We start from the raw sequence: 12,976 nt of genomic DNA, 5'->3' as shown, positions 1-12,976 counted from the left end.
CATGAATGAACCGATACTTGATATTTCATATGAAGAAGAGCAATACAAAAAATTAGCCCCAGAAGACCTTGTAGTCTCTCGGTTGAAGGCTATATTGGCAGAACTCAAAAAAGAGAATAGTGAAATTTCTGTAACTTTTGCTTCCGATGCAACTATTCAGGAGCTGAATAAAACCTATCGAGCGAAAGATGAACCAACAGATATTCTTTCTTTTGTTCAGACAGATGAGATCAATGATTTCGATTGGCCTGATTTTTCTTATGAACAGGGAGATGAGCCAGAGGAGGGGAATATAGTTCTTGGGGACATCGTTATTTCTCTTGATACCTTGCAAAGAAATGCACAATCCTTTACTGTTTCCATAGATGAGGAATTGTTCAGGCTTTTGATTCATGGTGTTTTGCATCTTCTTGGAGGAGATCATAAGACCAATGAGGAAAGCGAACCGATGCTAAGACAGCAAGAGGAACTTTTATCTCGACTTGGGGGTAAGCAACTTTGATTTTTCCATGGAAAGGTCTGTTCGAGAAAAAACAATCCGATTCTGCTTCTTTGAAACAAGAGCAAGAAGAGATTGAGGAACGTCGGACTATGATCGAAGGGATTCGCGAACTGAAGGACAAGACGGTCAGGGAGATCATGGTCCCCAGAATTGATGTCCAGTTCATCCCTTCTGATATTACCCTTGTTGATTTGTATGAGATCATTCAGGAACAAGGATATTCCAGATACCCTGTATTTGATCAAACGATAGATAATATCATAGGTGTCCTTTACGCAAAAGACATCCTCAGGCAAGGTATTGAAAAGAATTTTGAAGCAATGACTCTTATGCGTAAACCTTATTTTATTCCTGAAAGCAAGCATCTTGATGATTTGTTGAGAGAATTCAAGATGCGCAAGGTTCATATTGCGATTGCCATTGATGAATATGGTGGAGTCAGTGGAATTGTATGCATGGAAGATATTCTTGAAGTCATCGTCGGGGAAATACAAGATGAATTCGATGAAGATGAAGCAGAGGAAATTTGTAAATTAGAAGTCGGAACCTATGCAATCGAAGCCAGGACCCCCATTGAATTGGTCAATGAGGCAGTAGGGTTGCATTTGGCGGATGAAGATTTCGAAACTATCGGAGGATATGTTTTTGAGTTGTTCGGTAGGATTCCCCTCAAGGGAGAATCAATCGAGGATTCACAGGCTATCTTTACGGTAGAGGATATTGAGGGGCATAAAATTAACAGATTAAAATTGGTTGTTAAATCATAAGATATATACGTTGACCCTTTGCAACGGAAAACAGTATATTATTATCGATACACATAAAGAATTCTCGGAGGAAAACAAACAATGAAAATTGCAATTAATGGTTTTGGAAGAATTGGCCGCAACGTATTTAAAGTTGCTTTTGAAGACAAGAACATTGAGATTGTCGGTATTAACGACTTGACCGATCCAAAAACCCTTGCACATCTCTTGAAGTACGATTCAACCTATGGCGTTTATGCCAAAAGCGTAGCTGCTGGCGAAAACAGCATTATTGTTGAGGGGAAGTCCATTCCCGTATTTGCCGTACGCACACCTTCCGAACTTCCCTGGGGAGAGCTTGGTGTTGATGTTGTTATTGAATCCACTGGTGTATTTGCTACAGCAGAAGGCCCTAGAGGCGGTTACAAGGATCACATCAAGGCTGGCGCCAAGAAAGTTATCCTTACTGTTCCTGCAAAGGACAAGATTGACCAGACCATCGTTTGCGGTGTAAACGACGACCAGATTGATCCTACTGCCGTTGCATTCTCCAATGCTTCCTGTACTACAAACTGCTTGGCTCCTTTGGCCAAGGTTTTGAATGATGCTTTTGGTATTGAACGGGGTCTGATGACAACTGTTCATGCCTATACCAATGACCAGGTAATGCTTGATCAACCCCACAAGGATCTCAGAAGAGCTCGTGCCGGTGCTGTTTCAATTATTCCTACCACCACTGGTGCTGCCCGTGCTGTTGCAGAGGTTATCCCTGAATTGAAGGGTAAACTCAATGGTATGGCAATGCGCATTCCTTCACCAGCTGGTTCGATTGTCGATCTTGTTGTAATGCTCAAGAACGATGCTACCGTTGAGGAAGTCAATGCAGCAGTGAAGAAAGCCAGTGAAGGTCCTATGGGCTATGTACTGGAGTATACCGAAGACCCAATCGTATCCCACGATGTTGTAGGCAATAACCACTCTTCAATTTTTGATTCCTTGTTGACCATGAAAATGGGCGAGAAAATGTTCAAGGTTTTGAGCTGGTATGACAATGAGATGGGTTACTCCACTCGTGTTGTCGACCTTGCCAAGAAGCTGGTCAAATAAGTTTTGCTACTTTTAGCTGTCAGGCCTGCCTTAAAGCAGGCCTGACGTTCCTTTGCAGGAATATAGATGTTTGGAATATGATAATGAACATCACGAAAAAAAGAGGAAAACCATGGTTTTAAATACTATTAGAGAATGCAATTGTGCCGGGAAGAAAGTTCTTCTCCGTGTTGATTTCAACGTACCTTTGAAAGATGGTGTAGTGACTGATGATACCAGAATCAAGGCAGCACTCCCGACTGTTAAGTATTTGCTCGACAAGGGTGCCGCCCTTATCGTAATGAGTCATTTTGGGCGACCAAAAGGGAAAAAGAATCCAGAATTTTCGATGGCTCCCATTGCAAAGAAATTCAGTGAAGAACTAGGCAAACCTGTTCAGCTTGCACCGGATGTAATCGGTGATGAGGTTTCTGCCTTGGTAAAGAATTTGAAAAGCGGTGAAGTCTTACTTTTAGAAAATGTCCGCTTTTATGAAGGTGAAGAAAAAAATGATCCAGAGTTTGCCAAAGCCTTGGCTGCTTTTGGTGATATATATGTAAACGATGCTTTTGGAACTGCCCATAGGGCTCATGCTTCTACGGAAGGTGTTTCTCATTTTCTTCCTTCCTATGCTGGCTTCCTTATTGAAAAAGAAATTAAATTCATGGCCCCTCTGTTGGAAAACCCTGAGAAACCCTTTGTGGCAATCATTGGTGGTTCAAAGGTTTCCAGCAAAATAGGTGTTCTGGAAAGTTTGGTCAAGACTTGCGATACCATTGTTATTGGTGGTGGGATGGCCTATACCTTCCTGGAAGTCCAAGGGCATAAAATAGGAAAGAGTCTTGTAGAGGAAGAATATAGGGATACAGCAATTTCCTTCCTTGCTAAAGCAAAGGAAAAGGGTGTATCTGTAATACTTCCTGTAGACCATCTTTGTGGTGCTGAGTTTTCTGAGACCACTCCGGCCATAACCATTGATAGTGTTGAGATTCCTGATGGAATGATCGGTATGGATATTGGTCCAAAGACAGTCAAGTTGATAGTGGATGCTGTAAAGACAGCAAAGAGTGTTGTTTGGAATGGCCCGATGGGAGTCTTTGAGTTTGAGAATTTTGCAAATGGTACACTTACCGTAGCAAAGGCACTTGCATCTTGCAAGGGAATTACGGTTGTTGGTGGTGGTGATTCTGTTGCAGCACTCAATAAATTTGATCTTGCCGATAAAATCAGTCATGTAAGTACTGGTGGTGGCGCATCACTCGAGTTCCTTGAAGGCAAAGTGCTTCCAGGAATTAAGGCATTGGAGAAATAAAAGATGAGAAAACCTTATATCGCAGGAAACTGGAAAATGAATATGACTCCTTCAGAGGGAGCCGCTTTTGCCAAGGAATTGGCAAAGGCTCTTGAAGGTGTCGATACGAAAGTCATGATTGCGCCTCCTTTTGTTACGATTCCATCTGTTCTTGCAGCTGTCAAGGGCAGTAACATAATTGTTGCGGCACAGAATATGAATGATCATATAAGTGGGGCTTTTACTGGTGAAGTAAGTCCTGCCATGCTCAAGGACCTTGGTATTACCAATGTAATTCTTGGACATAGTGAAAGAAGGGCAATTTATGGTGAATCAGATGAATTCATCAATAAAAAAGTTTTGCTTGCACTTGCAGAAGGAATGGATATTGATCTTTGTGTTGGGGAGACCTTGAGTGAGCGAGAAGCTGATAAACTTGAAGAAGTCCTTACACGTCAGATTACTGTCGGTCTCAAGGATGTAAGCGCCGAACAAATGAGCCATATTACTATTGCCTACGAACCTGTATGGGCAATCGGTACCGGAAAAACAGCAACTCCTGAAGATGCTGACAATGCTCATGCCTTTATCCGTTCTCTTATCGCAAAACTCTATACAAAGGGTGTTGCAGAAGAGCTGATAATACAGTATGGTGGTTCAGTGAAGGCTTCAAATGTGAAGGCTTTAATGTCCAAAGAACATATCGATGGTGCCTTAGTTGGTGGTGCTTCTCTTTCAGTTGAGCAGTTTCTTCCAATTATTACCTTTGATAAGTGATTAGCGGAGTATAGAAATGAGTGTTTTGAGCGTTATTTTGTTGGTATTATTCGTGTTAATCAGCCTCATTCTGATTTTCCTCGTAGCAGTACAGGATGAACAGAGCGAAGGTCTTGGTGGCATCTTTGGTGGTGGTAGTAATACTGCATTTGGATCGCATGCCAGCAGTGTTGTTACAAAGACAACTACTGGGTTGGCTATAGCGTTCATGGTACTTGCATTATTAGTAGCATACGTCAACAAGACTCCGTCTCAAGACAAGTTGCTCAATTCTGTTACCACTGAACAAGTACAGCAAACTTCAGATTGGTGGAAGCAATCCGAAGCTACTACTGCACCTGCTGCCACAGTGAAAACAACGACTGATACAACCACAACAGCACCTACCGCATCGAACTAGGACGGTAGCCTGGTTATATTTTGACTGCCGGCCGCATTATGTGCGGTCGGTATTTGTTTAAAGGATAAACAATGAAAGTTTGTGTGTTATATGCTTCTTCAAACAAGGATTCGAAAAATCTAAAAGACATCTCCAATGCATTGAGCGAAGGTATTGCTAGCCAGGGCCATATTGTTGATGTATTCGATATGAATCTCGAAGCCGGCAAGATAGTCTCATATTACGACTATCTTGTTGTTGGAACAGAAACAACGACTTTTTTTGGAGGAAAGATTCCTTCTATAGTTTCCTCTTTCCTTAAAGGTGCAGGATCCATTTCTGGAAAGCGATGCCTTGCTTTTGTAACAAAAGGGGGCTTGAGATCCATGAAGACTCTTCAGACTTTGATGAAGGTTATGGAAAAAGAAGGAATGTATCTTAAGAAAAGTGAACTCATTGCAAAAATAGATTATGCAAAAGCGGTGGGAAAACATTTAAAAGTATCGTTTTAATATATTTTTTGTTATAGTTTGTATTAACATGCCTTGTGTTTTATCAAGTATCTTTAGGAGTAATCATGAAAAGATTTTTTTTAGTACTAATATCAATCCTCTGCCTTGTTTCCCCAATGCTTTTTTCAGCAGCGATAAACGCTCCTGCCGCTATGGTAAAGCTCATAAAGACTACTCCGATCTCGACTGCAGAATTGGATACAGAAGTTAGGAAATATCAAGATTCTGCGACAAAAAACGGACAGGATCCTACTACAGTAGATCCTTTGCAAGTTTTGAATCTCTTGATTAACAACGAACTGTTTAAACAAGGGGCAGAACGTGATGGTGTCAAGATAACTGATGTAATGATTGACCAAGCCTATGCTTCACAAAAGGCAAATATTGAAAAGAGCTATTCCCAAAGTTTGACTGATGATCAGTTTACACAGTTGATCAATACTAACTACGGTAGTGTTGAAGCCTATAAAAAAATGTTAGCTGAACAATTGATGGTAGATTCCTATGTAAGGATGAAGAAAAGTGCTGATATAGATAAACCTATTACAATAACAGCAGAAGAGATTCAATCTTTCTACAGAAAGAACAAGACTCAATTCGTCAGCCCTGAAACCGTTAAGCTTAGTCATATCTACATTCCATTTTCCACGGATAAAGATACTGATGCAAAGAACAAAACACTTCTTGAGAATATAGACAAGCAAATCAAGGCAGGTACGCTTTCTTTTGAAAAGGCAGTTGCAGAATATTCCCAGGATGCCCAAAGCAAAACCAAGGCGGGGGATATCGGTTGGTTGACCATGGATAACAAGGATGCCCTTGCAGGTCTTGGCCAGAATTTTTTTGATGTAGCTTTTTCTACTGAGGTAGGTTCAGTCAGCTCTGTTGTCACTTCATTGACTGGGTATCATATCTTGAAAGTCCTTGCTTATAATGATTCAAAAATCCTCGCCTTGACTGATCCTATAAATCCAAATACCACAAGTACAATCTCAGATTATATCAAATCACAACTTTCAAGTTCCAAGCAGCAGGAAGTTTATTATGCTGCAATAAATTCCTTGGTATCTGATTTACGCAAGAATGCGACTGTGACGATACTATATAAGAAGTAATATGAAGACACGACACAAAGCACGGGAATTAGCATTGCAAACACTTTATGCAATGGATTTCAACAAAGAACTGGATAAAGACCATATTCCCATGGGATTTAGTGGCATGACTGATGAAGAGTATTCAGAACTCGAAGATGAAGTTAAGCTGTATGGAAGATATCTTGTAAACGGGACAATAGAGAACCTTGAGCAAATTGATGCGCTCATTACTCGTTTTTCTCTTAATAGACCGCTTAATCGTATTGATGCGGTTGACAGAAATATTTTGAGAATGAGTGTATTCAGTTTTCTCTATGGCGATATTCATCCACATATAATTATTGATGAAGGTGTAAAACTCTCACAGGATTTTTCCACTGAGGTAAATTACAAGTTCATCAATGGTATATTGGATACTATGCAAAAACAACTTTTTCCCATTGGAGGTAATGCTAACAATGATTCAACTGAAGAATCCTCAGCAAATTGAGGGTATCAGGGAAGCATGTCATTTGACAGCTCGACTGATGAACTCTTTGAAAACATATTTGGAACCGGGGATGTCGACCCATGATATTGATCAGCATTGCTACGATTTTATAATTCATCACAACGGAAAGCCAGCCTTTTTGAATTTTGAAGGATTCCCTGGTACTGCTTGCATTTCTATCAATGAAGAAGTCATTCATGGTATTCCAACTCGTTCAAGAAAGATTGCCCTTGGCGATTTAGTTGACATTGACCTTGGCATAAATATGAATGGATATTTTTCTGACATGGCACGGACCTTCATCATTGGAGGAAAGACGAAGCCGGAATGGGAAAAACTTTGTAGAATTACAGAAAAATGTCTTGTCCTCGGTATTGAGGCCGCTGGCAAGAAGAACGCAAGGATCCAGGATATTGGAGCTGCTGTCTTTAAGCTTGCCGATGCGAATGGATACGGAGTCGTAAGGGATTACTGTGGACATGGAGTAGGGCTTGCCGTACATGAAGAACCCGAAATACCTAATTACACTAGTTCTTATATGCCAAATTCCAGGATACGGGAAGGAATGGTCCTTGCAATTGAACCAATGATCAATTTAGGAACTAAAAATATCAGGGAAACTGATAATGGCTGGACAGTAATTACAGCTGATGGAAAACCTTCCGTCCATTTTGAAGATACCATAGCCATTACAAAAAATGGTTTGGAAATTTTGACCGTTGAAGACTAACAAGGATGATTTAACATGGTAAAGGAATTTATTTCAGGTGATACGATTCGTGACAGTGCACTCAAACTCGTTCATAAGATGTATTCTGAGGATCACTTCGTACCTGATATCATCTATGCTTCCTTACGCGGTGGTGCCTATATGGCCAATGTGTTCAGTGAGTATTACAAAATGGTCAGGATCAGGGAACATGGTAGACCGGTGTTTTATGCAGCGGTTGTAGCACGTTCCTATGGATATCTGCGTAGTCAAAGTAATGTGATGGTTGATGGTTGGACATATTCCCCGGAACATTTGAGAACCGGTGATAAAATTCTCATTGTCGATGACATTTTTGATACAGGAAAGACTGTGAATGCTCTTGGCCACGTAGTAATGCAGAAGGGAATTCCTCGAGAAGATATTAAAATAGCTGTCTATGACTACAAGGTGCCTCTCTATAAAGACGAAGAGCCTCTTCCCATACAACCAGACTATTATTGTCGCAAGCACGTGCTGAAGACGCAAGAGGATGAACGTTGGATTCATTATAATTGCCATGAGTTCCTTGGTTTGACTTCTGAGGAAATTGACGCACAATACAATGACCCTGAAGTACGTGATATCCTTCATTATGTCAGAGGCGATAAATAACCACTGCAAAAAGCCTAAAATAATTACTAGATTATTTTAGGCTTTTTAATGAATGAGATTTCCGATAACCCCTGCACCAACCTGTATTACTTTTGCAAGACCTAGACTATAGAGAAAAATTGAAAGTGGTTTGCAGAGAATGATGATCAGGGTAAATTTCTTCAGACTCATTTTTGTAAGACCACTGAGATAGCAGAGAAAATCATCTGGGGCCATAGGCAGAAAGATTGCAATGGCAAAAAGTCTTTCATACATTTTACCTTTTTCAAGCCATCCGATATATTTATCATATACTTTTTGTGACGCCATGCTTTTTACAATGATCATTCCATATTTTCTTGATATCAAAAAAGCAAGAATCGAGCCAATACAAATTCCAATATAATTATAAATAAAACCTATGAAAGGACCAAAGATCAATACTCCGGCAGCACATCCCATAGCGCCTGGAATAATAGGAATTATTACTTGAACCAATTGCAATAAAACAAACAATAGTGGCCCCCAGACACCATAGGGTGCAAGGAAAGCCATCATAGCCTTTTGTGATGTAAAAATTCCTTTATGAATTCCATATATACAGAATGCCGCACACACCAGTATTCCAAGAATTGAAAGTATATGTATATATCGGGAAAAATCTTTGTTTTCTCGTTTTGTCATTAGGTCCTCATTATTTCTTTTTTAGAGAAATTGTATGATAAAAAGTATTCCAGAGTTGGGATACATGTTCCTTACTATAAAAGTTCTTTCCTTTTCTGGACATATCCACTACCTCTTCATAATAAGAACGTTCGTCTTGCATTTTTCGTAAAGTCATTATAAATTCATCATTTGTCGTCTTTTGCAAAGCAAAATCAAACAATATTGAATCATATAATTCCAATTTCCTTACTAAAATTGGAGTTTCGCAACACATTGCTTCCAAGATAGTCATCGGAAAAAGTTCACCATAGGAAGGAAGGAACATTACATCGGAAAGATTGTATAAACCGATCATTTTTTCTCGTTCAATATATCCAAGAAAAGAAACATTGGAAGGGGGAGTATCAAGTAATTTCTTGATCTCCTTATAACCATCGGAAATATGTCCAAAAGTAAAATTCCCTGCCCATACGAATTGAACATCAGGCATTTGTTTTGCAATCTTTACAAAGTCAAAGACACCTTTTCTTGTTTGCAGTTGACCAACACACAAGACAACAAATGCATCTTTTCTTATGTTGTATTGCAACCGAAGATCTTGTCTCATTTTTGCAGGTTGTTTGTAAAATTCTTTTTCTGAAACAAAATTAGGTATATAACTTATTTTACTTTCTTCTATACCATAGGACATCAATTTCTTTATGAATATTGGATTTACAGTAACCAGATAATCCATTTTTTTATAAAAATGTATAATGTACCTATAGAAAATTTTTTTAAATAATCGAGGAATATGAATACTGTTTTCAACCGTTTCCGGAATGAAATGAACATATCCTACACTTATGGATTTTCTATTCTTAAAAAGCAATCTGATATAAAAACTTGGATTTATTGTATGAAAATGAAGGATATCACAAGTCTTCCAGGAGTTCTCATATACTGTGTAGAAATTTGGTAACATTTCCTTTATAAGTTGGACTTGTTCATCATGAGCAGACAAAACCCCATGGCCTTTGACCATATCGGCCTTTGAAAGCATATTTATAGTATTCAAGATTTTATTCCTTTTTTTTGCCATTGCTCAATGCATTCAAGATAGACAGCCTCCATTGATGCACCAAATTCTGACAATGCGTATCGTTTTGAAATCAACACGGCATTAGTTGACAAAGATTTCAATAATTCTTTGTCAAAAAGTATATTTTTAATAGTATTTGTTAATTCTGTTTCTGATTGAAAAACATATCCATTCAATCCATTGATTATATCTTTTTCCAAACAATAATCTTTTCTGCAAATTACGGGGAGACCACTTGCCAAGGCTTCCCTGTAGGTAATCCCCAAGGTATCTTCAGTAGAAGCTGTTACAAAAACTGTTCCGATCTGGAAATACAAACTAATTTCTGAAGGAGTAATCATTCCAGTGAATATCAAATTTTCTGAAATACCCAAGGAATAACCTAATTGCTCCAGTTTTTCACGCATCGGTCCCTCTCCGATAAAGAGAAGTTTTACTTTTGCATTCCACTGCACTATGGAGACCATATTCTTGATCAGCATTTCACAGTTCTTTTCTTGCATCAGTCTTCCTATGGAAATCAAGACAGGGCAATCTTGTTCAATCCCTAGTTTTTCCCTGAGAAGGTGCGTTTTTTCTGGGTCCTGTCCATTCTTAAATTTCTCAAGATCGATACCAAGAGGAATAGTCACTATCTTTTCAGCTGAAACGATTTCCAGTAAAGTATCATGCACATATTGAGATGGTGCAATAATCTTGCAAGCCTTAGATAGACGATTCTTTAAGGTATGACTCAAAGCTTTTTCTCTTGTCTGTTCTGGCAACCAAGTATAGTGAGAATAATTTCCCATGAATAAATAATGAGTATGAATCAAGGGTATGTCGGCTTTCTTTGCAATAGTCTTTGCAAAATTAAAAGTATAGAACTCACATTGTGAATGGACTATTTCAGGAGCCCAAGAAAGGATGTCCTTCAAACTGTCTGAAGGAAGATGAAAAGCAGCATACCTATCCTGATAGATTGGATGCTTCATTGAACCGATATAATATACTTCATTGTCAAAATAAGACAATTCTATCGGAGATATAGTCAGTATCCGAACCTCATGACCTTTTTCTCTGAGTGCTTGCCTTAGATTCATTACAGATGTCACGATATCATTGACTGCAGGTAAGAAAAGATCCGTGGTCAGTAGTATTTTCATGTAAAAATTCTCTTTTTCCTAATTTGGCAAATATTGATTTCATTGATTTTCATGGTTGTTCTCTTTTTCATTGTCAACAAACCTTGAACCACAGGTTCCGCAAAATTCTCCACGATCAGGGATTGCCTCTCCACAAGTAGGGCAAGTAGATTTCAATTGTTCACCACAATATATACAATATATATTCATGCGATTTTGAACAGCCCCACAATGAAAACAAGTCTGGTTCCCTTGTTTATAGAGTAAATATACTAACAACCCTGCAATATTGGTACAAAGCAATATTATTCCCCAAAGACCTTGGTCCAGTTTACCTTTATAGGAATCCCTATACACCCATAATGCAAGGTAGACCCAATACAACATAAACGCCAAGACCAGATAAGCCTCAACTAAAGTTGAATACAACTTTGAATATTTCTCAGGATGCAGCGTACCAATAAAATAAATTTTGTCTCCACTGGATTTTTCTATTATATAACCCAAGAGAAATATTCTTTTCTCCATAGAATTATTTTCAAAGAAATTCGAATCTTGATAAGCTTCTGATATTTTCATTCCTGGTGCAAACATATTTTTTGAGAAAAAGAAGTTTTCGTGTTTTACCAATTCAAAGGAGTTTTTTGGGTTGGAAACTTGTTCTAAATAACGATGAGTATCCTGTGGATTTTTTCCGTCACTCTGCAAAATAAAATAGGATTCTCTTCCGAATTCCGATTCTTTTGCACTAAAGAGAACTTTATTGTCCTTCCCAAGGATCAAAATATCCACTAGCTCAGAGGATTGAGCAGAGAGCATAAGCAATTCTTGTTTTAATTGCTCATTGTCCAACCTTCCATCTTCAATTAATTCCCTGACTTTAATATAGCGATATGCAAATATAAAACGTTCATGGTATATGGCCCAAAGTGAAATTGAAAGAATACATCCCAACAAGAACATTATAACTATAGTACCAATGACCAACCGTTTGAAATGCAATGCCTGGATTTTTACATCAAAGGTTTTCACCGTGTCAAATCTCCTTTTGAAATTCCTAAAAAGATAGGAATAAGGATAAGCAAAGCAAAGGAAAAATATATTGAATAGGGGAGCAGAAAACCAATGGCGTCAAAATTTAGAAAAACAAGGCTGAAAGGTCCAATAATGAGAAATAAAGAAAATATTTCAAATACTCTTCGAAGCCTTCTATTGAATTTTTGAAGCTTTATCTGAGAACATTTTCTATCAACTTGAGCCATTAGGGAAACAGGAACATCCAATTGCTTGCCATTCATGATTTTCTCCTCGATCTCAATAATTCACGTAGCTTGACGGTACCATTGTGAATCCTGCTTTTTATCGTCATAGGTTTCTTTCCTGTTAGATCTGATATTTCTTGTAATGTCAGATTCTCTATATATTTCATACGTATGGGCAATGCCTGTTCTTCAGGTAAGGAATCAAGCAATTCCATCAATTCATCCTGTTCGATCTTATCAACAACTTTCGTGTCCAAGGCAAAGCTTGAGGAAATTTCCAATTCATCATAACTTATCGTAAGTTTCCCTTCTTTTCGCGTATAGTCGATAAAAATATTTTTTGCAATGGTAATAAGATATGTGGAAAATTTTGCTTTTCCGTTACTATCAAATCCCTCAATGCCCTTGATAATCCGAATAAAAGTCTCTTGTGTCAAATCCTCCGCTATCTGTTGATTCCTGGATGTTTTCAAAAGGTACTTAAAAACATACGGATAATAAAATGCTATCAAGCGATGGAAAGAGTCTTTATCTCCGTTTTGGGCACCTTTAATAAGTTTCTTCTCGTCCAAAACAAAACCCTCTCTATAGCTCTCGCTTTATTACACGAAGGAAATCCCT

The 12,976-nt window shown here is 38.4% G+C and carries 17 protein-coding genes; 11 read left to right on the top strand and 6 right to left on the bottom strand.

Going from position 1 to position 12,976, the window contains the following annotated elements; translation table 11 throughout:
- The first annotated feature begins 1 nt into the window (after position 1).
- From ybeY to ACHZBG_RS09760, 11 genes are all read left to right on the top strand, one after another.
- Entirely contained in the window at positions 2-502 is a 501-nt protein-coding gene (gene ybeY / locus ACHZBG_RS09810; protein ID WP_320129283.1) for an rRNA maturation RNase YbeY, read from the top strand.
- The gene (locus ACHZBG_RS09805; protein ID WP_320129282.1) at positions 499-1,269 is read left to right on the top strand and encodes a hemolysin family protein; all 771 of its coding nucleotides are present in this window, start codon (positions 499-501) and stop codon (positions 1,267-1,269) included. Before ybeY ends, ACHZBG_RS09805 begins: the two co-directional genes overlap by 4 nt.
- Before the next feature lie 81 nt (positions 1,270-1,350).
- Positions 1,351-2,355, top strand: a complete 1,005-nt coding sequence (gap, locus tag ACHZBG_RS09800) for a type I glyceraldehyde-3-phosphate dehydrogenase (RefSeq protein WP_320129281.1) — start codon at positions 1,351-1,353, stop codon at positions 2,353-2,355.
- Positions 2,356-2,467: 112 nt separating this feature from the next.
- Positions 2,468-3,646 (top strand): phosphoglycerate kinase, encoded by a 1,179-nt coding sequence (locus ACHZBG_RS09795; RefSeq protein ID WP_320129280.1) that lies wholly within the window; start codon positions 2,468-2,470, stop codon positions 3,644-3,646.
- 3 nt (positions 3,647-3,649) lie between these two features.
- Entirely contained in the window at positions 3,650-4,402 is a 753-nt protein-coding gene (tpiA, locus tag ACHZBG_RS09790) for a triose-phosphate isomerase (RefSeq protein ID WP_320129279.1), read from the top strand.
- Positions 4,403-4,418: 16 nt separating this feature from the next.
- A complete protein-coding gene (secG, locus tag ACHZBG_RS09785) occupies positions 4,419-4,802 on the top strand; it encodes a preprotein translocase subunit SecG (protein ID WP_320129278.1) in 384 nt (127 codons plus the stop codon).
- A 71-nt stretch (positions 4,803-4,873) separates the two neighbouring features.
- Positions 4,874-5,293, top strand: coding sequence for a hypothetical protein (locus ACHZBG_RS09780; protein ID WP_320129277.1), 420 nt, complete (start codon positions 4,874-4,876; stop codon positions 5,291-5,293).
- A gap of 65 nt (positions 5,294-5,358) precedes the next feature.
- Positions 5,359-6,408, top strand: a complete 1,050-nt coding sequence (locus tag ACHZBG_RS09775) for a peptidylprolyl isomerase (protein WP_320129276.1) — start codon at positions 5,359-5,361, stop codon at positions 6,406-6,408.
- Position 6,409: 1 nt separating this feature from the next.
- Entirely contained in the window at positions 6,410-6,880 is a 471-nt protein-coding gene (nusB, locus tag ACHZBG_RS09770; protein WP_320129275.1) for a transcription antitermination factor NusB, read from the top strand.
- The gene (map, locus tag ACHZBG_RS09765; RefSeq protein WP_320129274.1) at positions 6,849-7,610 is read left to right on the top strand and encodes a type I methionyl aminopeptidase; all 762 of its coding nucleotides are present in this window, start codon (positions 6,849-6,851) and stop codon (positions 7,608-7,610) included. The genes nusB and map overlap by 32 nt, the downstream gene beginning before the upstream one ends.
- A 15-nt stretch (positions 7,611-7,625) precedes the next feature.
- Positions 7,626-8,243 carry a phosphoribosyltransferase family protein gene (locus ACHZBG_RS09760; RefSeq protein WP_320129273.1) on the top strand — a complete coding sequence of 206 codons (618 nt, stop codon included), beginning with the start codon at positions 7,626-7,628 and terminating at the stop codon, positions 8,241-8,243.
- 45 nt (positions 8,244-8,288) lie between these two features.
- On the opposite strand, the gene ACHZBG_RS09755 is transcribed toward ACHZBG_RS09760, so the two are convergent.
- The 6 genes from ACHZBG_RS09755 to ACHZBG_RS09730 are packed head-to-tail and all read right to left on the bottom strand — an operon-like array spanning position 8,289 to position 12,927.
- Positions 8,289-8,906, bottom strand: a complete 618-nt coding sequence (locus ACHZBG_RS09755) for a TVP38/TMEM64 family protein (protein WP_320129272.1) — start codon at positions 8,904-8,906, stop codon at positions 8,289-8,291.
- Positions 8,907-8,916: 10 nt separating this feature from the next.
- Positions 8,917-9,969: a glycosyltransferase family 4 protein gene (locus ACHZBG_RS09750; protein ID WP_320129271.1), complete on the bottom strand. Its 1,053-nt coding sequence runs from the start codon at positions 9,967-9,969 to the stop codon at positions 8,917-8,919.
- Positions 9,942-11,114, bottom strand: a complete 1,173-nt coding sequence (locus ACHZBG_RS09745) for a glycosyltransferase (protein ID WP_320129270.1) — start codon at positions 11,112-11,114, stop codon at positions 9,942-9,944. Before ACHZBG_RS09745 ends, ACHZBG_RS09750 begins: the two co-directional genes overlap by 28 nt.
- 39 nt (positions 11,115-11,153) lie before the next feature.
- Positions 11,154-12,125, bottom strand: coding sequence for a zinc ribbon domain-containing protein (locus ACHZBG_RS09740; protein WP_320129269.1), 972 nt, complete (start codon positions 12,123-12,125; stop codon positions 11,154-11,156).
- Positions 12,122-12,391 (bottom strand): hypothetical protein, encoded by a 270-nt coding sequence (locus ACHZBG_RS09735; RefSeq protein WP_320129268.1) that lies wholly within the window; start codon positions 12,389-12,391, stop codon positions 12,122-12,124. Before ACHZBG_RS09735 ends, ACHZBG_RS09740 begins: the two co-directional genes overlap by 4 nt.
- Positions 12,388-12,927 carry an RNA polymerase sigma factor gene (locus ACHZBG_RS09730; RefSeq protein WP_320129267.1) on the bottom strand — a complete coding sequence of 180 codons (540 nt, stop codon included), beginning with the start codon at positions 12,925-12,927 and terminating at the stop codon, positions 12,388-12,390. Before ACHZBG_RS09730 ends, ACHZBG_RS09735 begins: the two co-directional genes overlap by 4 nt.
- Positions 12,928-12,976: the final 49 nt, after the last annotated feature.

Origin of the sequence: uncultured Sphaerochaeta sp. (assembly GCF_963676625.2) — a bacterium.
In the GTDB taxonomy this organism is placed as follows: domain Bacteria; phylum Spirochaetota; class Spirochaetia; order Sphaerochaetales; family Sphaerochaetaceae; genus Sphaerochaeta.
The sequence above is the reverse complement of the archived record's forward strand: the minus strand, read 5'-3'. Positions and strand labels throughout refer to the sequence as shown.